This window comes from Flavobacterium glucosi, assembly GCF_048286535.1.
Taxonomy (GTDB): domain Bacteria; phylum Bacteroidota; class Bacteroidia; order Flavobacteriales; family Flavobacteriaceae; genus Flavobacterium.
Window position 1 is genome coordinate 53,368 of record NZ_JBLVPK010000004.1, and the last position, 23,605, is coordinate 76,972.

Annotated in this window: 26 protein-coding genes and 1 riboswitch; of the genes, 10 read left to right on the top strand and 16 right to left on the bottom strand. The window is 34.9% G+C overall.

All coding sequences use genetic code 11. From position 1 onward, the window contains the following. Positions 1–32 precede the first annotated feature (32 nt). The 4 genes from ACNQGD_RS08365 to ACNQGD_RS08380 all read right to left on the bottom strand — a co-directional run bounded on the left by ACNQGD_RS08365 (position 33) and on the right by ACNQGD_RS08380 (position 2,176). Positions 33–566, bottom strand: a complete 534-nt coding sequence (locus ACNQGD_RS08365) for a DUF4252 domain-containing protein (RefSeq protein ID WP_417993997.1) — start codon at positions 564–566, stop codon at positions 33–35. 1 nt (position 567) lies between these two features. After that, positions 568–1,143, bottom strand: a complete 576-nt coding sequence (locus tag ACNQGD_RS08370; protein ID WP_417998982.1) for a DUF4252 domain-containing protein — start codon at positions 1,141–1,143, stop codon at positions 568–570. Positions 1,144–1,206: 63 nt separating this feature from the next. After that, positions 1,207–1,680, bottom strand: a complete 474-nt coding sequence (locus ACNQGD_RS08375; protein ID WP_417998983.1) for a hypothetical protein — start codon at positions 1,678–1,680, stop codon at positions 1,207–1,209. Beyond that, a complete protein-coding gene (locus ACNQGD_RS08380; protein ID WP_417999186.1) occupies positions 1,667–2,176 on the bottom strand; it encodes an RNA polymerase sigma factor in 510 nt (169 codons plus the stop codon). Before ACNQGD_RS08380 ends, ACNQGD_RS08375 begins: the two co-directional genes overlap by 14 nt. A 120-nt stretch (positions 2,177–2,296) precedes the next feature. Here ACNQGD_RS08380 and ACNQGD_RS08385 point away from each other — a divergent pair, with 120 nt between their 5' ends. Continuing rightward, positions 2,297–3,748, top strand: coding sequence for a S41 family peptidase (locus tag ACNQGD_RS08385; protein ID WP_417998984.1), 1,452 nt, complete (start codon positions 2,297–2,299; stop codon positions 3,746–3,748). Between the two features lie 162 nt (positions 3,749–3,910). Here the strand turns inward: ACNQGD_RS08385 and ACNQGD_RS08390 are convergent, their stop codons facing one another. From ACNQGD_RS08390 to ACNQGD_RS08420, 7 genes are all read right to left on the bottom strand, one after another. After that, on the bottom strand, positions 3,911–5,821 hold the full coding sequence (locus ACNQGD_RS08390) for a TonB-dependent receptor plug domain-containing protein (RefSeq protein ID WP_417998985.1): 1,911 nt from the start codon (positions 5,819–5,821) through the stop codon (positions 3,911–3,913). A gap of 76 nt (positions 5,822–5,897) precedes the next feature. Continuing rightward, positions 5,898–6,175, bottom strand: a riboswitch (cobalamin riboswitch). 108 nt (positions 6,176–6,283) lie between these two features. Further along, the gene (cobC, locus tag ACNQGD_RS08395; RefSeq protein ID WP_417998986.1) at positions 6,284–6,823 is read right to left on the bottom strand and encodes an alpha-ribazole phosphatase; all 540 of its coding nucleotides are present in this window, start codon (positions 6,821–6,823) and stop codon (positions 6,284–6,286) included. After that, positions 6,808–7,614 carry an adenosylcobinamide-GDP ribazoletransferase gene (locus ACNQGD_RS08400; protein ID WP_417998987.1) on the bottom strand — a complete coding sequence of 269 codons (807 nt, stop codon included), beginning with the start codon at positions 7,612–7,614 and terminating at the stop codon, positions 6,808–6,810. Before ACNQGD_RS08400 ends, cobC begins: the two co-directional genes overlap by 16 nt. Before the next feature lie 90 nt (positions 7,615–7,704). After that, the gene (gene cobT / locus ACNQGD_RS08405; protein WP_417998988.1) at positions 7,705–9,381 is read right to left on the bottom strand and encodes a nicotinate-nucleotide--dimethylbenzimidazole phosphoribosyltransferase; all 1,677 of its coding nucleotides are present in this window, start codon (positions 9,379–9,381) and stop codon (positions 7,705–7,707) included. 131 nt (positions 9,382–9,512) lie between these two features. Continuing rightward, positions 9,513–10,163, bottom strand: coding sequence for a Dph6-related ATP pyrophosphatase (locus ACNQGD_RS08410; RefSeq protein WP_417998989.1), 651 nt, complete (start codon positions 10,161–10,163; stop codon positions 9,513–9,515). A gap of 90 nt (positions 10,164–10,253) precedes the next feature. After that, a complete protein-coding gene (cobU, locus tag ACNQGD_RS08415; RefSeq protein WP_417998990.1) occupies positions 10,254–10,769 on the bottom strand; it encodes a bifunctional adenosylcobinamide kinase/adenosylcobinamide-phosphate guanylyltransferase in 516 nt (171 codons plus the stop codon). Positions 10,770–10,788: 19 nt separating this feature from the next. Then, positions 10,789–11,154, bottom strand: coding sequence for a DUF5522 domain-containing protein (locus ACNQGD_RS08420; RefSeq protein ID WP_417998991.1), 366 nt, complete (start codon positions 11,152–11,154; stop codon positions 10,789–10,791). A gap of 96 nt (positions 11,155–11,250) precedes the next feature. Between ACNQGD_RS08420 and ACNQGD_RS08425 the strand changes: the two genes are divergently transcribed. The 4 genes from ACNQGD_RS08425 (at position 11,251) to ACNQGD_RS08440 (ending at position 15,340) form a co-directional block, all read left to right on the top strand. Then, a complete protein-coding gene (locus ACNQGD_RS08425; protein WP_417998992.1) occupies positions 11,251–12,393 on the top strand; it encodes an ABC transporter substrate-binding protein in 1,143 nt (380 codons plus the stop codon). A 1-nt stretch (position 12,394) separates the two neighbouring features. Continuing rightward, the gene (locus ACNQGD_RS08430) at positions 12,395–13,426 is read left to right on the top strand and encodes an iron chelate uptake ABC transporter family permease subunit (RefSeq protein WP_417998993.1); all 1,032 of its coding nucleotides are present in this window, start codon (positions 12,395–12,397) and stop codon (positions 13,424–13,426) included. Next, positions 13,426–14,208, top strand: coding sequence for an ABC transporter ATP-binding protein (locus tag ACNQGD_RS08435; protein ID WP_417998994.1), 783 nt, complete (start codon positions 13,426–13,428; stop codon positions 14,206–14,208). The genes ACNQGD_RS08430 and ACNQGD_RS08435 overlap by 1 nt, the downstream gene beginning before the upstream one ends. A gap of 277 nt (positions 14,209–14,485) precedes the next feature. Next, positions 14,486–15,340: a hypothetical protein gene (locus ACNQGD_RS08440; protein WP_417998995.1), complete on the top strand. Its 855-nt coding sequence runs from the start codon at positions 14,486–14,488 to the stop codon at positions 15,338–15,340. Between the two features lie 57 nt (positions 15,341–15,397). Here the strand turns inward: ACNQGD_RS08440 and ACNQGD_RS08445 are convergent, their stop codons facing one another. The 3 genes from ACNQGD_RS08445 to ACNQGD_RS08455 form a co-directional block, all read right to left on the bottom strand. Continuing rightward, the gene (locus ACNQGD_RS08445) at positions 15,398–17,008 is read right to left on the bottom strand and encodes a class I SAM-dependent methyltransferase (RefSeq protein ID WP_417998996.1); all 1,611 of its coding nucleotides are present in this window, start codon (positions 17,006–17,008) and stop codon (positions 15,398–15,400) included. Positions 17,009–17,122: 114 nt separating this feature from the next. After that, on the bottom strand, positions 17,123–17,578 hold the full coding sequence (locus ACNQGD_RS08450) for a tRNA (cytidine(34)-2'-O)-methyltransferase (protein WP_417994013.1): 456 nt from the start codon (positions 17,576–17,578) through the stop codon (positions 17,123–17,125). Between the two features lie 26 nt (positions 17,579–17,604). Continuing rightward, a complete protein-coding gene (locus tag ACNQGD_RS08455; RefSeq protein WP_417998997.1) occupies positions 17,605–18,180 on the bottom strand; it encodes a pseudouridine synthase in 576 nt (191 codons plus the stop codon). A 170-nt stretch (positions 18,181–18,350) separates the two neighbouring features. On the opposite strand from ACNQGD_RS08455, the gene ACNQGD_RS08460 reads away from it, so the two are divergent. Next, a complete protein-coding gene (locus ACNQGD_RS08460; protein WP_417998998.1) occupies positions 18,351–18,716 on the top strand; it encodes a hypothetical protein in 366 nt (121 codons plus the stop codon). Between the two features lie 32 nt (positions 18,717–18,748). On the opposite strand, the gene ACNQGD_RS08465 is transcribed toward ACNQGD_RS08460, so the two are convergent. Beyond that, positions 18,749–19,390 (bottom strand): Pr6Pr family membrane protein, encoded by a 642-nt coding sequence (locus ACNQGD_RS08465; RefSeq protein WP_417998999.1) that lies wholly within the window; start codon positions 19,388–19,390, stop codon positions 18,749–18,751. Positions 19,391–19,527: 137 nt separating this feature from the next. Between ACNQGD_RS08465 and ACNQGD_RS08470 the strand changes: the two genes are divergently transcribed. The 4 genes from ACNQGD_RS08470 to ACNQGD_RS08485 all read left to right on the top strand — a co-directional run bounded on the left by ACNQGD_RS08470 (position 19,528) and on the right by ACNQGD_RS08485 (position 22,626). Further along, positions 19,528–20,898, top strand: a complete 1,371-nt coding sequence (locus tag ACNQGD_RS08470; protein ID WP_417994017.1) for a DNA recombination protein RmuC — start codon at positions 19,528–19,530, stop codon at positions 20,896–20,898. Positions 20,899–20,905: 7 nt separating this feature from the next. Next, on the top strand, positions 20,906–21,271 hold the full coding sequence (locus tag ACNQGD_RS08475) for a 6-phosphogluconate dehydrogenase (RefSeq protein ID WP_417996619.1): 366 nt from the start codon (positions 20,906–20,908) through the stop codon (positions 21,269–21,271). Further along, positions 21,272–21,817 (top strand): acyl-CoA thioesterase, encoded by a 546-nt coding sequence (locus ACNQGD_RS08480; protein ID WP_417996618.1) that lies wholly within the window; start codon positions 21,272–21,274, stop codon positions 21,815–21,817. Positions 21,818–22,086: 269 nt separating this feature from the next. Further along, positions 22,087–22,626, top strand: a complete 540-nt coding sequence (locus ACNQGD_RS08485) for a YceI family protein (protein WP_417999000.1) — start codon at positions 22,087–22,089, stop codon at positions 22,624–22,626. 2 nt (positions 22,627–22,628) lie between these two features. On the opposite strand, the gene ACNQGD_RS08490 is transcribed toward ACNQGD_RS08485, so the two are convergent. Next, a complete protein-coding gene (locus ACNQGD_RS08490; protein ID WP_417999001.1) occupies positions 22,629–23,546 on the bottom strand; it encodes a TIGR01777 family oxidoreductase in 918 nt (305 codons plus the stop codon). Positions 23,547–23,605: the final 59 nt, after the last annotated feature.

The following is a 23,605-nucleotide window of genomic DNA, read 5'->3' on the forward strand; positions in this document are numbered from 1 at the left end:
AAGTAGTTTAGCAAAGTTGAAATATGGTTCGTTTATTTCATTAATTGCTGCAAAGGCTTCAACTGCTCTAAATCAATATTAGATTGCTGCAAAACGCTCATCATAGTCATAATATTAGTCGGATTCATATCCTTGCCCAAAATTCGAACAACAGCAAAACCAGTTTCCTTTTTATTCGCAAAAAACACAAACTCTTCAATGTGATCATCAGTTCCTACGAAGCTAACCGAAGCGCCTTCTTTTCCAGAACCAAACTTCATAAGCTGTTGGTATTTTTTGTCTTTTAAAATCAAATTAACTTTGGCACGTTCTATTTCAAATTCCGCTTTATTCGTATCGTTTAATTTGAAAGCCAAAACATTCATCTTGTCAAAAGACTTCAAAGCATCACTCTGTGCAATTGATAATTTTGTTTTATCAACGTTCAGGATATTAGGTGAGACATCAAGAGCGATAAAATTTTTGTTTTCGGTATTTTCTACAAAATACTTTTGCAAGGTCGGTTCCGAGTTACAGCTCACGAGAAACAAACTCAATAGCAGTGCTAATCCATAAACTGTTTTCATCTTATTTTTTTCCTTTGGTTGCTTTCTTCAAATCTTCTCCGCCAGGAATTTTCATCTTATTGGTAAGAACTGAAATTTCATTCAAATCGAAATTACCTTTCAAAGACATTAAAACCGTATCGTCATTTTTAGCACCTTCAATAAACATAAACAATTCTCTTATTTGAGAATCACTCGATCCTGATTTTACTAGGATTTTAATGCTTCTGCCGTCTTCATTCACACGCATCAGTTCTTCTAATCCTGCCGTTTTTATGTATTTATCGGCCACAACTTTCATTTCACCTTCTATTCTGGTACTTTTAGTGGTAAATACCTTCAAATCATCCAGTTTCTTTATCAAACTCAAGTATTGCTGTGTTTCTTTATCTGAAGCATCCATTTTTACTTTACTCATCAAATCAAACATTTTTTTATTGACAATGATTGATGTTACGCCTTCTTGCCCGTCGAATTTATCAAAAATCGCTTGTGCAAAAAAGGTGCTTGAAACTAATGTAAATACTAATGTCAGTATAAACTTTTTACTCTTATTGAAATTATTGTTCATTTTGTTAGTGTTGATTGTTGATTTCATTTTTTTAAATTGTTATCGTTTAAAATTATTATTTTTTGTTTTTTTTCGGTTTACTCAAGGCAATTAAGAACCACCAGACTGTTTTTTAGTAGTGATGAATATTTTGTCTTTTGTGGTTTGATATTCTTGAATATACTGTACACTTTCTATGCCAACATTTACATTATCTGACAATAATGATAATGCTTTTTGGGTTGCTCTAAAAGCCTCTTCAGGATCGTTATACGTTCCTAAATCCTGGTTTTTATGTACAACATCTGCACTATAATAAGCATAGGTTCCTATTCCCAGCAAAACAACAACCGAAGCCGCAATTGATATCCACGCAACAGTACGTTTTTTAGTTGGTAGTGAAATTTCTGGCGTAAACTGATGCCCTTTTGCAAGAGAGAAATACCCAAATATAGGTTTGTATTGTTCTAAATGCTGCGCAACATTCGATGAAGAAAAATAATTACGTAATTCATTTTCTTCTGCAATACTGGTTTCTCCCTGAAAGTATTTTTCTAATAAATCTTCTGTTTTAACTAATTCCATAATTGTGTGTTTCTGTCATATAATCCCGTATCGTTTTCCTTGCTCTTGAAAGCGCCACCCGAATCGCACTCTCATTCATGTCAAGTATTTTTGCAATTTCTTCGAACTCGTATTGTTCAATATCCCGCATTTGAATAATTAATCTTTGCTGAACGGGTAATTTATCCATTATTTTATCGACCCAATCCAAACTGTCCTGGTCTTCCATTTTCTTATCGAGACCCGGTTCTCTATCTACATAATTTGTATGAACGATTTTGAGATTTTCTGTTCTTTTCGATTTTAGCTGATCCAAACAATAATTTTTGGTCATTGTCATTGCAAATGCTTCTACACTGCTGTACTCCGCTAAATTTCCATTTTTATTCCATAATTTTACCAAAACTTCCTGAGTAGCATCTTCAGCTTCCTCTGTGCTCACGAGCAATCGCTTAGCCAACCTAAAGACTTTGTCTTTAAAAGGAGTGACGAGTAGCACAAACTCATTTTGGTTCATAAAAAAATAGGTTTTTAAACTGGTTATATAATTTAGACGATTCATTTATATTTTTGTAACAAAAAACATAAAATAAAACTAAAGTTACTATTTTTACGTTAATTATATTAAAACCTACACATGAGAACAAGATTCAAATTTACGCTTTTATTATTTATAGCAGTTTTCACTTTCCAAAGCTGTCAAGATAATGATGATGTTGCTCCACCAGCTAGTTTAGACATCCAAGATTTTATTTGGAAAGGGATGAACCAATATTACTTATGGCAGGCAGATGTCCCAAATTTATCAGATGATAGATTTGCAGACCAAACTGAATTAAATGCATTTCTAAAAGGATATCCCGTTCCTGAAGACTTGTTTAACGCGCTTAGAGTTGACAAAACCATAGACCGTTTCAGTTGGATCGTAGATGATTATTTAGAACTGGAAGGAACGCTTCAAGGAACAACTAAAAACAATGGTGTCGATTTTGGTTTAAGCAGAAAACCTGGAAGCACTACTGAAATATTTGGTTATGTACGTTATATCATTGCAAATTCAGATGCGTCGAACAAAAACATCAAGCGTGGTGATATTTTTACTGCCGTAAATGGAACGCAGCTAACTTTGAGTAATTATGAATCTCTATTATTTGGTTCAAACGAAACGTACACATTAAATCTAGCGGATTATAACGGAACTACTATTGTTGCCAACGGAAAATCAGTAGAGTTAACAAAAACCGTTTTATCCGAAAATCCCATTTTGATCAACAAAGTAATTACTTCTGGTTCACATAAAATAGGGTATTTGATGTACAATGGTTTTTATGCTAATTATGACACTCAATTGAATGAAGCTTTTGCTTCTCTAAAATCACAAGGAGTTACGGACCTAGTTTTAGATTTACGCTACAACGGAGGTGGTTCTGTGCAAACGGCTACACGTTTAGCGAGTATGATTACCGGACAATTTACAGGACAAGTATTTGCTAAACAACAATGGAATGCTAAAATTAATGCATATTTTCAAGCTGAAAATCCAGCGGCATTAATAAATAGCTTTACTGACAAAATTGGAACTACCGCAATAAACAGTTTAAACTTGACTAAAGTTTACATCTTGACTACTCAAAGCACAGCATCGGCAAGTGAATTAGTGATCAACGGATTGGAGCCTCATATCAATGTAATACAAATTGGTGATGTAACTGTAGGGAAAAATGTTGGGTCAGTTACACTTTATGACTCTCCTACTTTTGGCTCCGAAAACAGAAATCCAAATCACAGATACGCCATGCAGCCGATTGTGTTAAAAATCGTAAATTCAACCGGTTTTGGAGATTATTTCAATGGACTACAACCTGATTATTTATTAAAAGAAACAATTAGCACTTATGGCGTTCTTGGAGACACTTCAGAACCTTTATTGAGAACTGCTATTGGAAAAATAACAGGAACATCTCGAATGTTGAAACAAAATACAGGAGTTGATTTTGAGTTTATAAACGATTCAAAATCAATCAAAGGAATCCAAAATCAAATGTATATTGAGAAAGCTCCAGAAGGACTTTTAAAAGCATTGGAATAATATTGATTTCAAAAATTGTAAATAAAAAGAGGCTTTCATCACTGAAAACCTCTTTTTTTTATAATTTCAAATTAAAGAATCCGATTTTTTCCCAACAAAAAACCCGTTCCAAATTAAGGCACGGGAATTAAGACTAAAACTAAAATAATTTTTCTTTGTTTTTTAGAAAACCAAATTCAACCCTACTTTAAAATTTCTTCCTCTGGTACTGTATCCGCGACTTTCAACAAAATCTTTGTCCAAAATATTATCAACTGCACCAAAAACATTCAATCTGTTTTTGATCAATTCATAACGTGCATTGGCATTTACTAATTGATAGTCTTTCAAAATTTCAGCGTTTAAAACAGGATCATAAGTAGGTTCCGGATACGTTGCGTATTCTAAATATCTGTCTGACACAAACTGATACGCCAGATTAAAGGCTAGACGTGTTGTTGCTTGCACATCCACAGACGCATTTGCTTTATGTTTTGGATTTAGAATACGAGATTGTCTTTCTAATTCCGTAAAAGTATAATTAGCATTGAATTTTACTTTGTCATTAAAAGCATAAGAAATCATTGTTTCAAAACCTTTTGCTTTGTTTTTACCCGCTACATTAAAGTATTTATACGTCATCAAATCAAATCCTATTGCATCTTCCTCTTCTCTTTGAAAAGCTACTGCATTTAAAACTAATTTTTTGTTTACTAAACTCACTTCAAAACCTACTTCGGCAGTGGCGTCTTTCTCAGGAGCTAAATTCAAATCACCATACGGAGAGTACAATTGGTACAAACTTGGTGTAACAAATGCAGTACTGTAAGAAGCCAAAACTTTTAATGATTCTGAAAAGCTATACGATGGATTCACATTATACACTAAATTATTCCCGAATTTACTATGAATAGTATACCGTGCTCCTGCATTTAAGTTTAATCCAAAGTCAGAATTATAAACAGCCGTTACATAAGGGTCAATCATATTAAATTTTGCCACCTCAGTTGTAATCGCATCATACTCGCTTGTATTTGACATTTCGTGAAACTGAAATTGTGCTCCAGTAACCACAAATAACTGAGATGAAATTTCATATTTATTAAAAGCATCCACATTAATGCTTCTTGACTTTGCCTGGAATAAAGAACCATAACTAAAGATGTCGCGGTTGATTACATTTGCGCCAGTATTAATTACCAATTCTCCTTTATTGTATTTGTATTTTGGAGAAAAACCAACTCTAAATTGCTCCGAAAGACTGAAGTTTTTAAGATCATCTGCAAACGAACCTGCATCAAAATCGTTTTTCATTCGGTCATAATTAGCAAAGAAATCCAAGGATAATTTTTTAGTTGGCGTAAAACCAATTTTCACTACAGAATTTATTCTTGAAAAATCATCCTTCTCAAATTTAGTATTTGAATTTAATGGCTTTGCTTCAGAAATCCCTGTTGTTTCAGTACTATTTAAAGAGGCAAAATAATTTATTTTTTCAAAACCTCCATTTACAGCAAATCCCTGATTGTAATCTTGTACATTATAATTTGCTTTTTTAGCAACTGTTTGTGTACCAATATTCATATATGCATTTCCTGCAATCGCTTTTTTACCTGCTTTTTTTAGTGTAATATTAATAACACCAGTCGCTGCTCCAGAACCGTATAAAGTACTTGAAGCGCCTTTCATAATCTCAATACTTTCAATTTGCTCCACAGGAAGTAATCTCAAATCATACGATAAACTAATCCCGGAAGCATCGGTTACCGGAACGCCATCAATCAAAATTAAAACCTGATGATTTCTCCCGCCTCGAATGTAAAGCCCTAGGTCTTTACCATTACGACTCTGATTTCCATTAATTTCAACACCTGCAACCGTACTTAAAATTGAAGCTACTGATTGTCCTGCTTTTTTCTTCAAATCTTCGGCAGTGATTTTGACGATCACTTTTCCTGATTTCTCTTTTGGCAAAGCAAATTTCGAATCAGAAACAACCACCTCATCAAGTTGTTTTGGCTCTTGGTCTTGTGCATACGTGTTCATTGCAAATAACAATGCAACCGCACTAAAGCGAATGAATTTTTTGTTCATTTTAAAAATGTAAAAATTTAATAAATTGGGAGAAAAGCACAGAATGACCCATACCCAAACCTTTTTTCCCGAAAGTTTGATACTCGATGTAATAGGCAGGTCTCCTGGCTTGCGTCTTGTTGTTTACCTTCCCAAGAAACTAAAATAAATTCAGCTAACTCAGTGGTTTTGTAGATAACAACAAGCTTGATAGCTTACAGTTGCGGGTACAGCGTGAGATTTTTGAATTTTGAATTTTGAATAATGAATTCAGATTTTAACTCTGAAATCAAAAATCGTTAATCATCAATCTTCAATCACTCTCTTCCCTTTTAATGTGGTTTGAAAAAACAAACCTCAACCTCAATACGGCGGCAAATATAATGTTAAAATTACTTAAAAATCAATTTTACAAAGCTTTTCGAAGTAAACTTTAAATAAAAAACAGTAATTCAAGCACTTAACAACTTTTATTATAATATTTTATTCTATTTCAATTTTAATTACAGATCCAAAATCTACTTTATTCTGAAAAGCCTCTTTAAGAGGTAAATCCGAAATTTTACATAAAAAACTTCGTATCACTCCTGCATGTGCCACAATAATTACTGGTTTTGAATGGGTTGTCTGAAGTTCATTATTTATAAAATCAATTACCCGATCATGCAAATCTGTAAATGATTCTCCATTGGGTACGCGCACATTTACAAAATCAGTCATCCAAGGTGTAAAATCATCTGGTGAAATTGCATCCCAATTTTTCATTTCCCAATCGCCAAAATTCATTTCCAGCAAGCGGGAATCTTCGTTAACAGTAGTAATTCCTGAATTGTCTTTGATGTAATTTGCCAAAAGCACACAGCGAAGCAAAGGACTGGAATACAGCGTTGCATCTTGTGGCAATTGACTCAAAACAGACTTAAAAACAGCGTCACTAGGCTCCATAATTTTCACATCAGATTGCCCATAACAAATTCCTTTTTCGCAAACCGTTTCGGTATGCCGTACTAAATAAACTTCCATACTGCAATCACTGATATATAAAAAACCACTTCACAAACCTGTTGGGTTGCGCCCAAACAATCCCCGGTATACCCGTCAATCCACTTCTGAAAATAACGTGCTAAAAAAAATCGAATCAGAAAAACAGGGATTAAAACCAACAGCATTTGCCACTGAAAATAGGACCAAATAACTAATGGAAGTAATCCAAAAAAGAAAGCTCCCACCACTTCTCTCCAGGAATAACTTTGTGCAATAGGTTTGCTTTTACTGGAAGCGTCTTCACGAGAATATTGATGGGTAAAAACAATTGAAATGGCCGCTAATCGACTGATGGAATGCGCCGAAACAAGGAGTAATAAAATTATACATTGTGGATTATAAATTATGAATTTAGGATTATCCGAGACATCAATTAATTGAGTCAACCCTTGAAATTTAAGCACTAATAACAGCACTAAACCAATTGCTCCATAAGCACCAATGGCGCTGTCTTTCATAATTATCAGGATTTTTTCTTTGGTCCAACCGCCGCCAAAACCATCGCAAACATCAGCAAATCCATCTTCATGAAAAGCTCCTGTAACTAAAACGGAAGCAATCATAGAGAAGATTACCGCAATTTCAGGAGTGACTAAATAATTAAAAACGCAATATACACCAAAAGCCACGCTACCCACAATCCAACCAATTAGTGGAAAATAACGAGACGCTTTATTTAAATAATCCGGATTATGATCGATGTTTTGAGGACATGGAATCCTGGTATAAAACATTAATGCTGTAAAAAATATGTGTAGTTCTTTTTTCATTTTTGGAATTATTTTTGATTTTATTTCTTGTAGAGACGCACGTAGAGACGCACTGCAGTGCGTCTCTACAACAATCCGGCATAATGCCGTTTATCGACTGCTAACCCCCGCTGATTCAAAACTCGCCATGTCATTCAAGAATGCTACAGCCGACTCAATTATAGGAAAAGCTATCGCGCAACCCGTGCCTTCGCCCAATCGCAAATCAAGTTGCAACAGGGAACGAACTCCTAAGTAATCTAATATTTTTTGGTGTCCTTGCTCCGCAGAAGAATGGCAAAAAATAGCATTTTTAATAATGGATGGATTCTTTTTAAAGGCAATTAAAAAAGCAACACTACAAATAAAGCCATCCACTAGAATCAGCATATTATCTTCTTTTGCCTGAAGCATTCCACCTACCATTTGCATGATTTCAAATCCTCCGAAATAAGCTAATTTACTGTCTAGATCCTCCGAACCATTATAATTAGCAAGGCATTTTTTAAGGATATTGATTTTTTGAAGCAACTGTTCGTCATTTACTCCAGTACCTTTTCCTACGCAATCTTGAATAGGCAGTTCTAAAATAATGCTCATTAAGACCGAAGCTGTAGCTGTGTTGCCAATACCCATTTCGCCAAAACCAATACAATTACTGCCCTTTTTTGCAATAGTGGCAACAATCTCGCTTCCTTTGATAAAACACAATTCAAGTTCTGTATTACTCATGGCAGGTCCTTGTAAAAAGGAGTGTGTTCCCTTCCCTATTTTTGCCGAAATCAAATTCGTATTCATAGGGAAATCATAATTCACACCTGCATCTACTATAGCTAATTGGATCTTATTTTGTTTACAAAACACGTTGATTGCTGCTCCCCCTATCAAAAAATTATTCACCATTTGTCTGGTGACATCTTGCGGATAGGCACTTACTCCATGATTTGCAATTCCGTGATCCGCAGCAAAAACAACCAGATTGGGTTTTATAATTTTTGGCTCTAAAGTTTGAAATACCATTCCTATTTGTTTCGCAAGCACTTCTAAAATTCCTAAAGAACCCGTTGGTTTGGTTTTTTGGTCTATTTTATGTTGTAACGCATTTGCGAAAGCAGTAGCATCCATTTCTTTTTTAGTATCAAAAAACACTTTCTCCACCTTACTTTGATGCAAAACAGTAATTTCCTCCACTAATGGAATTTCTTGTTTTTGTTTCCAATTCAGTTGTTGCAACATGGGTTGATTCTCATAATTGGTAGCCGGTTTTCCCACACAAAAATACCCCAACGGCTCCATGTTTTCAGGTAAATCCAATAATTGCTTGAACTGATAGTAATTCAATATGGAAACCCACCCCATAGAATAGCCTTGTTCCGTTAAGGATAGCCAAATATTTTGCGCCGCACAAACCGAGCTGAACTTTACCGATTCATTACTCCCAACGGTTCCAATGGTAAAATTATTCAAAACCGAACGATCATAACAAATGACTAATCCCAGTGGCGCTTCTTCAATAGCTTCTAACTTTAGGGCTTTGTAGGCTTGTTTTTGTTGTTCGTCATCTGTTAGTGCGACAGCTTTTTCATCATAATCTAAAAACAAATCTTTAATGGCTTTTTTTATTTCAGTCGACCTGATCAGATAGTATTTTGTAGCATCGGTCAAACCCACAGAAGGCGCCCAATGTCCCGCTTGCAGTGCTTTTTCAAGAACAGCATCCGGTACTTGATCCTCCGTAAAATGCCGGGTGTCGCGACGGGATTTTAAAATTTCATCTAAATAAGTCATGTTAAAATGATTTTTTGTTTTTATTCCAACGGATTAAAATCCGATGCTACAATATGTGCCGTTCCTACGGAACTTGGATATTCGTAAAAAGTTGTCAATGTGGGAGGTATTGTGAGAATGTTTTCTGAATTCTACCTTCCTGCCTCCCAAACGATGAAACAATAATTCTCATGGGTAATTTTATTGAATTCAGGCGGTTCAATCGCTCCCGAAAACAAGGGACAATTAATTACCAAAGTATGAAATTCCCCATTTTCACCACAAGGATCTATTCCTTTTTCATATAATTCTTGTGCTAATTCTTTAGTCAAAATTTTGCCCAGATAACACTCTCCCATCATGGTATTACAAGAAACAATCATCGTTACAATTCCGTTTTCAAGCATTTGATTTACCAAAACGATTCGGTCTTGTTGCCACAAAGGCAAAATTGCTTTTAACGAAGCTGCGGCACATACTTTATCTTCCCAATCTTTATGCGGTTGCAAATCAATATCCCCAAAAACAGCTGCTTCCAAATCAAATTTGGTTTTTAGCCTTTTCAAAACTGCAATAAACTTGGCTTCATAATCGCCCCAAGTTGCAGGAATTCCCTCTAGAGGCAATCCCATTTTTTGGGCTTGCTGATTCAATATAGACAAAGGCAACCCATGAGAACGGGATACTTTCCCGTTTTCATTCATCATATTGAGCAACACTTTGGGAACAAATCCTTGCTGAATTGCTTGCATCATTGCGTAACTGCTGTCTTTTCCGCCACTCCAAGAAGTTAGAAAATTCATATGTAGTTATTTATTGATTTTTAATTGAACATGTAATACGCTATGAGGCAATACTTTCTTTGAATTCAATATTGTAAAATCATAGCTATTTCATTTTTTTTCTTTTATTGTTACAGGAATTCCAGAAACCATCAGCACAACGGTATCGGCCTTTTTAGCAATGTATTGATTCATCCAACCTTGAAGTTCAGTAAATTTTCTACCAATATCGGTTTCGGCATGAACGCCCATTCCTATTTCGTTGGTTACAATAATTATAGTTGCATTTTCTTGATTGGCAATGGCGTCAAATTCAGCTTTAGCTTGTTCTAAACACAACGCAACATCATTTTTAGTATCTACAAAAAAGTTCGTTAACCAAAGCGTAACACAATCGACGATAGCTACTTTTCCTGAAAAATTAATATCACTCAAGTGCTTTTCTTTTTCGACATTAATCCATCGTTCATCCCGATCTTTTTGATGGCGATCGATTCTCTTTTGGAAATCATCATCCCATTTTCTAGCTGTGGCTACATACATTGGTTTATCTGACAATCCTTTTGCTAAATTTTCAGCATAATTGCTTTTACCGGAGCGTTCACCGCCTGTTATTAGGTATATCATTGTAATTGTAGATTGTTATTTATTTATACGGACAATGTCTACAACCATTGGTACAACAATGCCCTCTTTTTAGATGAAACCAAGCTTTAAAAACATAGTTCCCATTTTCTAAGTAATAGTCAATTCCTTCCACGATATTACTCGTTTTGGGTAAATCTTTAGCTTTATTATGCGTTGCTGATTCGGGAGTTACAGACTCCACATATTCTTCTATTTTAATGGAACAAGTAGTTGTAAAGCAACTTGGACAAAGGCAATCGACTACCTCTGATGGCGTGAAAATTGGCGGAAAATCATTGCACCAGCATTTACTTCCTTCTAGCGTATCTCCACAATTGAAAGGAGTTCCACAGGTAGAACAGTTTTTGACTTTAATGCTATTCATTTCGTAAAGATAGTATTTGTTGAATTTTTTACTGCTAAAAATAAACAAGAAATTTTATAAATTTGGTATACCTTTGTTGCTATCGAAAAATAAAACATGAAATTCACCTTTAAATTAATCCTTTTTGTTTTCTCTTTTTCCACTTTCGTTGGATGTAAAAAAAGCGAAAACAGGAACGTAAAAGAAAGTACAAATTCAAAAAACACGATCGAATATGCCTCGGGACTTTCTATTAACAAGTATGAAGGATATTCAATAGTGACAGTTTCAAATCCTTGGCCTGAAGCCAATAAAAACTTCACTTATATATTAAAAGAAAAAAACGGCAGCATTCCGGACAGCCTACAAAAATACACCACAATTTCAGTTCCTTTAGAATCAATTGTCGTTACCTCAACGACTAACATTCCTTTTTTGGAAATGCTGGGTGTTGAAAAAGCACTGGTGGGTTTCCCCCATACCGATTATGTTTCTTCTGAAAAAACCAGAAAACTAATTGATGACGGCGCTGTTAAAAACATCGGACAAAACGAAAAATTAAACGTGGAGCAGCTCATTGAATTGGCGCCTAATTTAATTGTAACTTTTGGAGTTAACAACAACAATCCGATGATTGATAATTTACAAAAAAGCGGTCTTAAAGTACTCATTCAAGCGGACTGGATGGAACAAACACCGTTAGGAAAAGCAGAATGGATTAAGCTTTACGGTGCTTTATTTGGAAAAGAAAAAGAAGCCAAAACGCTTTTTGATGAGATCGTTAAAAATTACAATGTTGCGATACAATTGGTAGCAACCAAAAAACCAACAGCAACAGTTCTTTACGGATCTATGTACCAAGACACATGGTATGTAGCAAGAGGAAACAGCTGGGTAGCCCAATTTATGAAAGATGCCAAAGCAAATTATTTGTGGGCAAATGTTGAAGGAACAGGAAGTCTTAGTTTGCCTTTCGAAAAAATATTAGAGAAAGCAAAAACAGCGCACTATTGGATTGCAACAGGTTCGTTTAAAAGTAGTGCTGAATTCGCAAATAGTAATCCACATTACAGTCAGTTTGACGCTTCAAAATCTAAAAATGTCTATACTTTTGAAAGTAAATTAGGTGCAACAGGAGGAACCATTTATTATGAATTAGCACCAAGCCGACCGGATTTGGTATTGAAAGATTTTATCAAAATCTTTCATCCTGAATTGCTTCCAAATTATACGTTTACTTTTGCACAAAAATTAAATTAAATTGGCGAATCAAAAACGAAATACGATTCTATTTTTCTTGCTTACTTTTGGGCTTGTGCTATTGTTTTTTGTAAACATTAGTTTTGGTTCCATTACGATACCTTTTAAAGAAATTTACACTAGTTTAACGGGTGGTCAAGCGAGTAAATCCACTTGGGAATATATCATCATCAATTATCGGTTGCCCAAAGCCATTACTGCAATTCTTGTTGGAATGGGATTATCCATAAGTGGTTTGCTGATGCAAACTTTATTTCGAAATCCATTGGCAGGACCTTATGTTTTAGGACTGAGTTCCGGTGCCAGTTTAGGTGTCGCTTTTGTAATCTTAGGAGCGAGCTTACTTCCCCCTTTTTTAAGTACTATTTTGTTATCCTCGTATGGAGTGGTTTTAGCCTCAACTATAGGAAGTTCTGTTGTATTACTCGCCGTTTTGATGGTTTCCCAAAGGCTACGCGATACCATGGCCATCTTAATTGTGGGATTGATGTTTGGTAGTTTTACCAGTGCAATAGTTGGCGTTCTTACGTATTTTAGTTCCGCTGAACAATTGCAAAAATTCACGTTTTGGTCCATGGGAAACTTAGGCAATTTGTCTTGGACTTCTATAGTAATTCTAACCGTTTGTGTAGCGATTGGTTTGTTATTAAGTCTGTTTAGCATCAAGCCTCTTAACGCATTGTTATTAGGTGAAAATTACGCTCGCAGTTTAGGTTTGAATTTCAAAAAAACACGATTAATTATTATTTTTGCAACAAGTATTTTAGCAGGAAGCATCACAGCGTATGCAGGTCCAATTGCCTTTATAGGACTGGCAGTCCCACATATAGCAAAATTAGTGTTTCAAACCAGTAACCATTCGGTTTTGTATTGGAGTACGCTACTTTTAGGCGCTTCAATTATGCTTATTTGTGATGTAATTTCAGAATTGCCCGGATTGGAAATCACTTTGCCAATCAATGCGGTGACTTCAATAATTGGTGCTCCTGTAGTAGTTTGGTTGTTGGTTAGTAAACGAAAAATGATTGCCTAATGGAAAATAAAATCATCTTACAAGCGTCTCAAATCAGCATTGGCTATTCTCATAAAAAAGAGAAAATCGTAGTAGCTTCGAATATTTCTATTGCTTTAAAAAAAGGAAAACTGATTGCTTTAATTGGTGCTAATGGCATAGGAAAATCAACACTTTTAAAAACGATAACGGGAATCCAGAAACCGCTTTCCGGTACTGTTTTCTTGAATGGAAGGAAAATTACTGATTACGAACCTTTGGACTTGGCACAAAACTTAAGTATCGTTTTAACCGAAAAATTGCCTCCCAGTAATTTAACTGTTTTCGAACTCATTGCTTTAGGAAGACAACCCTACACCAATTGGATGGGAACTTTATCTGATATTGATATTGTTAAAGTTAATGAAGCCATGGCATTGACACAAATCAGTCATTTAGCCCCAAAAAAGCATTATGAAATTAGTGATGGGCAATTGCAAAAAGTATTGATTGCACGCGCTTTAGCACAAGATACTCCGTTAATAATCTTGGACGAACCTACAACCCATTTGGATTTATTACATAAGGTGGCTTTATTCAAACTCTTGAAAAAGCTTACTCATGAAACCGGAAAATGCATTTTATTTTCTACTCATGATATTGATATGGCGATACAACTGAGTGACGAAATGATCATTATGACTCCTGAAACTGTGCTTCAAGACGAACCTTGTAATTTTATTGCAAAAGGAAGTTTCAATACTTTATTCAAAGACGAGCATATTGTTTTTGATGCTGAAAAGGGAAAATTCATGATTGTTTAGTTTCTTAGTAATTACCTACTGAAACACAACGTTTATAACAAAATTCTACTTTATAAAATCTGTTTTCTAAAAACTATTCTTTTCCCTATCTATAAATTTTATAATAGTTATAGATCATTCACGAACCAATTAACACAGAGCGTTTAATTAATTCTAAAATAAAAATATACTGAATATCAAGTAGTTATGATATTTATTGTATTTTTGTTCATCGTTTTATTTCCCCCAAAGCTTAACTTATCTACAGCATTAAAAACAATCTTTTAAAATTTTAATTATGAAAAATTTGTTTACATTGCCAAAAAAAATGATGGTTTTGGGGTCATTATTTTTCCTTTTTTCTTGTAGTCAAGATGAAATGATTATTACTGATTTACAAAAGAATGCATCCTCATCATTTACCGCTAAAACGAGTGCTGCCAAACTTACCGTATTTAAAGGACCTCAGGTAGCTCTTGGATACGGAAAACTACGTTCCTGGATTAGTGTGGATTCAAATGGTTATCCTAACGAAATAGGAATTGAAATCACTCCTGAAGCCTTTAAAAATCTGGAAACCAACAATAGTAAATCTGTTCCACCAGATGGCGAAACTATTGTAGTACCATTGCAATCAAAGGCGAGAGAATTAACCCCTTTTGATCACATTGGACTTAACTGGAATCCTCATGGTCATGAACCCGCTGGCGTTTTTGATGTATCCCATTTTGACATTCATTTTTACATGATTTCTGCCCAAGAGCAACTCGCAATACCGGCATGGTCAACAGAAACGGATGCTGCTTTCAACAATTATCCTCCTATAGGTTACATGCCTGCAGATTATTTTACTCCACCTGGTCCAGCAACTGCCGAGCCCCAAATGGGAAAACACTGGCTACCTATCAACTTAGGAGCGTATCTTCCATTTTCTAAAATTATGATTTACGGTTCTTATAATGGTAAATTTATTTTTGTGGAACCAATGATTACTTTAGATTATCTACTTTCTGATGTTGATTTTAGTGCCAATTATCCCCAACCCCAATATTTTGAAAAAGCGGGGAATTATCCAACGAAATATAATATTTATCACGATGCGGTGAGCGGAAACACATACGTTACATTAAGTGATTTCGTTGCTCGAAATTAATTCTAAATGAGGAAGTTTACTCAACTTCCTCATTTTCATTTTTTTTTTCAAAATATACTAACCATTTCCTTTCAATAAATTTATACTCACCGTTGCCGTATTGGAATCAGGAAATCTCCTAAAGAAATTAGTATCCGGATACAATCTTGCTTCAGCAGCGATTTTATGCAAAACGGGAATTTCGACGATGTATTGATCCGAAAAACCATGCGTGGCATCATACGCCGTAGCAGCCGTTTTCCCTAAATTAGCAGCAGTCAAATTTGGAGCAATCGTATGTAATTCAATCATTAACAACCCAAATTTCCGAACGTAAGGCGACCATTTATTCAAATGTTCCAATAGATTATCTTCGACTAAACTATTACTGATACGCTCTCCTCTATGCGCAAATGCGCCTGTAGAATGACTCACTCTGTCTTTGGTGATTTGCTTTGGCATTTTCCAAATTCGGTTGTGATCCAAGAAGGTTCTTACATTCAGTAAATCTTTCAAATCAATGTTATAATTTTCCAATAAGTCATTGGCTAATAAATCCGGCTGTCCAATATCGCCCCAAATTACTTTGGCCCAAATATCGGCTTTGATTAAATTGGCTCGGGTTACTTTCAACGCCGCCTGATTGTAATCGGCACCAACTAGGAATAAAGGATAATCATCGAGCATCTTTCCGCGAAGGGTTTGTCGTTCGACTACAGTATAAATATGTTCAATAAATGCGCCATTACCACAACCCATATCGAGAATTCCTTTCGGCTGATCTTCAATTGGTAAATTGAATAATTTGATAATAATTTCATCCACAATTTTAAAATAAGTATCGTGTGCGCCTCCGCTTCCCCAAACATTCATTTCTCGGTCCACATGAATTTCATCCTCGCCTTCGACCACCATTCGAAGTATATTTGGGTTACCAAAAAGCAAATCTTCTATTTTACTGAAAGTAGGTAAATACGAAACCGTCACGCCATAAGCAGACGCTCTTTTGGCAAAAAACAACCCCTTTTCCGTAAACTGATAATTGCCTTTTTTTTGGGTAAACCAACCTAAATTAACAAAGAAATCCAGTATGATTTTGAAATTTTCGGGAGATTTATGAAATTCTTCGGGACGAAAAGATATTTCCATAAAATATTTATGGAACATGCCGCTCATACCGAGTCGCACTAATATTGGTCCAACCAAACACCCTTCAATATGCGTTAGAATCTGATGCTGAATTTCATTGGTCAGCGCATCATTCGAAAATAAAATTCCATAATTAGCTGCGTACAATTCGAAAATTAAACCCAATCGAACAAATGGAATATCGTCTAACAATCGCGTGCGAAACTGCATCGTGAAATGCAGTAAATCAAGCACATCTTCATACAAATAGAACATTGGAAAAGCAATGGCACTTTTATCGTTTATGTTAAATTTAATTTGGTCCTTGGCAGTATTGATATGATAATCCAGGAATCCCTGCGAACACAAAACACGCAAGCCCACATTAAGATAACCTTCATTGGCTTTAAAATGTTTTGTGAGTTCCGAAAGTGTGACTTCTTTTTTATCAAGAATATAAGACAGTACTCCTTTTTCAAACAAAACATACGCAACTGGAGCGGTAACCAATCCATCCAAATGTTTGAAAATGGTACTTCTAAGGATAACTTTATCAATCATAAAAAGTACGTTTTAAAGGAGAAAAAAACACAATTCAATCAAAAATGACCTACTCAAATATATAAAATTTCAACTACAAAATCGACTTACTTTTTACAATTATAAATTCATAATTTAGAATTTACCAGCTATTTGTCTCTTAGCTTCGCCAATGACAAACGCAACAGAATTTGCAATGTTAAAACTTCTAATCAGCGATGACATTGGAATGGTCAGATGATTGGGGAATTCGTTTAAAACCGCTTCACTCAAACCTTTACTTTCTTTTCCAAAAACCAACCAATCTCCATCCTGAAAATCATTCTCCAGATATGATTTTTCGGCATGAGAACTCATCAGGAAAACTCGGGACAAATCCGAGATTTGTGCTTTCCATTCGGCTATATTTTGATATTCAGTAACATCAAGATGTACCCAATAATCCAAACCGGAACGTTTTAAGTTTTTATCATTAATAACAAATCCAAAAGGATGAATTAAGTGCAATCGGCTTTCGGTACCCACGCACAATCGGCCAATATTTCCGGTATTATTTGGGATTTCAGGTTCTACTAAAACGATGTTTAACATTTCTTTTGGGTTAATCGGTTATTTGTTTATTCGGTTATTTGAAAATCTTCAACTTCCAAAACTGCTCCAGCCTGCAAATCATTGAGATGTACATTTCCTATTCGAACACGAACCAAGCGCAATGTAGGAAAACCAACAGCGGCAGTCATTTTCCTGACTTGGCGAAACTTTCCTTCATTCACCGTAATCGAAGCCCAAGACGTAGGACCGTGGCGTTCATCCCGTATCTTTTTTCCTCTAGTTCCAAAGGCCGGAATTTGATGTATTAAAGTAGCTTTACACGGTTTTGTGATGTACTTAGTTCCATTAAAACCTATTTCAACCCCTTTTTGCAATTGTTCAATGGCTTCCTGATGAATAATGCCATCGACTTGGACATAATATTCTTTGTCGACTTTTTTGCTTCGAATGATTTCGCTCATCATCCCGTCCGTAGTCAACAGCAATAATCCTTCCGAATCTTCGTCAAGACGGCCTATTGCCATCGTGCCTTTAGGGAAATCGTGCAATTCTCCTAGCAGTTTCTTTTTTCTTTTTAATTCGTAAATAAACTGACTCAGATATCCGTAAGGTTTATGAATGATGAAATGAGAATGAGCCATTTTAGTGTATAAGTTGTACGTGCAAAGATAGTCTTGTTTTCGTTGGATTTAAAATAGTGTCGCCATACATTTATTGGTGTAAACCAAAAGCTATGTTAAATAATTGAAAACCATAGAATAAAAGACGTAATATTATAGTAGTTAACCGTATTCACTTTAAATCAAATATTATGGAAAACAAGGATTTAGGTTCAAAAAAAACAAATAACAAACAAAATATAAACGAAGGATTTAGCGGTCAGAATCTAGCCGAAAACACGAATCCTGAGGTTTCCCATTTAAAATCAGAGGTAGAAACCGACAATCATGGAAATCAAAAAATCGTTAAAAGAGCCCGAAATATAGACGGAACCTTGGAACAAAATGAGGATAACTGTCCTGAAAATATAAGTTCAGATGCCGCAAATGTTCCCGAAGAGCAAGCTAAAAAAATGGTAGAAAACAAAGACCATAACTCGGACATCATTCCAAACCGATATCCTAATGAACATCCCGATAATAAGGAAGACAGAGGGAATATTAAACTGGATCAATAACAATTGCTTTTATTCAAAAGGCCTATACGAATCTAATTTGTATGGGCCTTTTTTATTTTCCCAATACCAATGAATAAAGTTCCCAAAAAAAGAAAAGCCAATACCATAAAAAAGCTGTTAAGCAATACTTTGTTGTAGCCCAAAAGAATCACATCAACAAATGTATACGGGTAAAAACTAAAAAAAGCACCCCGAATTAAAGTGTAGACTAAATATACTGACGGAAAAATTAACCACGGAAAGATGTTTTTGAATTCTAATGTTTTTTTAGGAACAAAAAGAATCCAATAAGCTAAAACCAGAATTGGAACAACCAAATGCAATAACTCATCCGCTATTTTTTGGTAACCCGTTGGAGCCCATAAAAATCTAAGAATTGCATTGTAAACAAGCCCTACAATCGTGATGTACAACGTAATTGCGGTTGTGTTTTTGGGTTTCGAAAAAAACAAACCCCATTTGGATTTTGGCTTGAGCCAAAGAAAACTAAAGCATATTGCAACCAAAATATTCGTTTGAATCGTGAAAAAACTAAAAAACCGTACCATCGTTTCCGGAAGTGAAGCCACACGATTCAAAATTATAAGATACAATTGCAACACAACAGCAAACCAACCGATAATCGCTATGATTGCAAAAAAATAAAAATTCAATTTTAAAGATTTATCTTGCATATTTTTTATAGTATAAAAATTAATTGGTAACTAAATTTACTAATCCATGAATGCTAAAACTTGAGATACTATTTTGATTTCCGAAAGGAAAGAAGGAAACTTTTGTTTATTTTTACAAACTTACAAAAAGAAATTCTATGTCAAATATGCTTCCGTTTTTATTGCTTTTTATCGTTGCTCTCGCTATTGGTATTTTCATTGGCAAACTCATTTTCTCCGCCCGATTCCAATCGGAAAAAATTAGTTTAGAAGAAAAGCTGATTGCTTCCTCTTCCCAATTCAATCAACTGAAAGAACAAAATGGCATTGACAAAACAGCCTTTGAAAAGCAATTAGAAAATGCCAATGGGGAGAAAGAAAGCATTCGAAATGAAAAAGACAGTTTAGCCATTCAGCTTTCTAAGAAAGAGGTTGATTTTGAGAATCTTTGGGAACGCAACAAAGAGCAAAAAGAAGAAGTGGAGAAATTACAGGAAAAATTCACCAAAGAATTTGAGAATCTCGCCAACAAAATATTAGAAGAAAAGTCCAATAAATTTACGGAACAGAACAAGGAGAACATGAAAAATATCTTGACTCCTTTACAGGATAAAATTCAATTGTTCGAAAAAAAAGTCGAAGACACGCACAAAGAAAGTATTGATTATCATGCGGCTTTGCGCCAACAAATTCTGGGCTTACGAGAAATGAATATTCAAATGAGCAAGGAAACCATCAACCTGACGAAAGCTTTGAAAGGGGACAGCAAAATGCAGGGAAATTGGGGCGAATTAGTTTTGGAACGCGTTCTTGAAAAGTCAGGCTTAGAGAAAGGCCGTGAATACGAAGTGCAACAAGCGTTCACTACCGAGGATGGAAATCGCGTTTTTCCGGACGTGGTGATTAATCTGCCAGACGGCAAAAAGATGATTGTCGATTCTAAAGTTTCTTTGACTGCATATGAAAAATACATCAACGAGGAAGATGACGATGTAAAAATTGGCTATTTAAAAGAACACGTCAACTCTATCAAACGCCACGTAGAACAATTAGGCAATAAAAACTACCATGATTTATATCAAATAGAAAGCCCAGATTTTGTATTGCTATTTATCCCAATCGAACCCGCTTTTGCTATGGCGTTGAATGAGGATACCACTTTGTACAACAGAGCATTCGAGAAAAACATTGTCATTGTTACTCCAGCAACGCTACTGGCTACTTTGCGAACGATTGACAGCATGTGGACCAACCAAAAGCAACAGGAAAACGCTTTGGAAATTGCGAGACAGGCGGGCGCATTGTACGATAAATTTGAAGGATTTGTAGCAGATTTAATCAAAATTGGTAAGAAGATTGATGAAAGCAAAATTGAATACAGCGGCGCCATGAATAAACTAGTAGAAGGAAAAGGAAACTTAATCGTGAGTGTGGAGAAATTGAAAAAAATGGGAGCCAAAGCAAAAAAAGCGCTTCCGGAAAGCATATTGAATCGAGCAGAAAAAGACGAAAATCAACTTTTAAACTAAATAAAAAATGAGAAAATTTTTAATGGTTATTACTGTAATTGTTGTACTATCAGTTGCCGGTTATTTCGCTTTTTTATACAGTGCCACGTATAGCGAAGGGGTACGCTCAGGCGAATTAATAAAAGTGAGTCGTAAAGGAGTTGCATTCAAAACGTGGGAAGGTGAAATTAGTCAAGGAATTTCCGGGGCACAAATTTTCTCTTTTTCGGTGATGGACAGTGAGGAAAAAGTGATTGCCGATTTGAAAGATATGGAAGGGAAATATGTTCAGGTAACTTATGTAGAACGCTACAGAACTTTTCCTTGGTGGGGCGATACGCGCTATTTCATCACTGACGTAAAAATGGTAAATTCTCCTTTTAAAATAAAATAAATGAATCGTATTTTTAAAACTGTCGCATCCTCAAATATTAGAATTTCAGAATTAATGTTGCCGTCTCATACTAATTTTAGTGGTAAGATTCATGGCGGTTATATTTTATCGTTATTAGATCAGATTGCTTTTGCCTGTGCCTCAAAATTTTCAGGTAATTATTGTGTCACCGCATCCGTAGATACCGTAAATTTCCTTAATCCTATTGAAGTTGGCGAACTCGTGACGATGAAAGCCTGCGTGAATTACGTAGGTAACAGCTCCATGATTATTGGCATTCGTGTAGAGGCGGAGAATATTCAAACAGGGAAAATCAAACATTGTAATTCGTCTTATTTTACGATGGTTGCCAAAGATAAAGAAGGTAATAGCATGCCTGTTCCCGGTTTAATTTTATCTAATATGAATGAAGTACGTCGCTTTTTCAATTGCCTAAAACAAATCGCCTTAAAAAAAGAAAAAGACCTGCACGAAGAAAAGTTTGATTATACATCTAAAGAATCATTAGAAAGCTTACAAAAACACAACATAAAATTAGAACTGTAACGACAACTAAGAAAGTCAAAAGAAGCAATATTCCAAACAGTAGTTCAAAATCAACCTATTGTGTCATTTTGTCTAATTTTTAAACACGAGATTACATAATGGCTGTTACTTATCTAATTCGTAAAAAACTGTTTTTACGAATATTATACTTTAATTTCTGATTAAAAAACCCTTGAAAAATTAACTGATTAGCTGATTTTTCAACGGCTCAATACTTTCATTTCATTCGATTATTTCGTAACTTTAAGTAATTTAATTCATAAACCACTATGAAAAAAATTACTCTAATAGTACTGCTTATTGTTGCAATTAAATCTATTGCTCAAGATAAAATGGTTACTTATGGAGGAATCATACATTTTGAGGCTTCAATACCTTTATTTGAAGAAGTGAAAGCAAGCAATGAAAAAACAACCTGTATTTTGATAACTAAAACGGGACAGATTGCTTGTTGGATAAACATCAAAGATTTTAAATTTAAAAGAGATTTGATGCAAGAGCATTTCAATGAAAATTATATGGAAAGCAGCCGGTTTCCAAGAGCTGTTTTCAAAGGTAAAATTGAGAAATTTGATCTAAAAAATCTTAATTCAGAATCCAATCAATACCAAATAACGGGTAAAATAACGATACGCGGGCGAACTAAAAAAATAGTGATTACTGGAACTCTGAAAAAAGTGGGCAAAACAATTGAACTCCATACAGTATTTCGTTTGAATACGGATGATTTCAAAATCGACATTCCTTTTATAGTGCGTAGTAAAATATCTAAAAACGTAAGCACACAACTTATTTGTGTCTTAGAATAATTCTACTTTGTTAAACAATTTCTTAATGCCTCTTCCAGATTTTTAAATTTAAATTGAAAACCGGTTTGTTCGATTTTATCAGAGGAGACTCTTCTTCCAGTAAGGACAATTAATGCCATTTCACCCATAATTAATTTTAATACAAAAGCAGGAACATTGGGCAACCAAATAGAATATCCAAAAATACGTGCCAGTGTTTTAGAAAAAACAGTGTTGGTCGTATTATCATTAATGGCAGCATTGTAAGGCCCTTCCATATTGGGATTTGAAACCGCTTGAAGATAGATGTTACACAAATCGTCGACATGAATCCATGGCATGTATTGCTTTCCGGAACCTAATGCAGAACCCAATCGAAACTTAAACAACGGAATAAGTTTTTTCAAAAAACCCTCATTTTTCCCTAATACTAACCCAGTACGGATTTTTACGGTTCGAATGTTTAAGTTTTCAATAAAATCCAAAGCTGCTTCCCATTTCTGACATGTATACCCCAGAAAATCATTTGCATAAGGGGTGTTTTCTGAACAAATCTCTTCGCCATTTACTGCACCATAAATCCCTACAGCTGAAGCCGAAATAAAAGCGTCCAGTTTTTTATTATTCTTTTTTAAAATAGAATACAACAGTTGAGTAGATTTTTCCCGACTATCGATAATTGCAGCTTTACGTTTAGCCGTCCATCTTTTCTCCGCAATATTTTCACCCGCTAAGTGAATGATGTAATCTGCATTTAAAACTGCATTTTCATCTATGGTCTGATTTGCAACATCCCATTTGTAATAGAAAATGTCTTCTTTATTTTGTTTTTCACTTCTACTCAAGATAGATACTGAGTAGCCTTTCGCAATCAACAGACCCGTTAAATGACTCCCGATAAATCCAGAACCTCCGCTTATTAAAACATTTTTTTTCATCATAGTGTAAAGCTAATGATTTATAATGATATAAAATTATATTAAATTTTGTTTAACTTTAT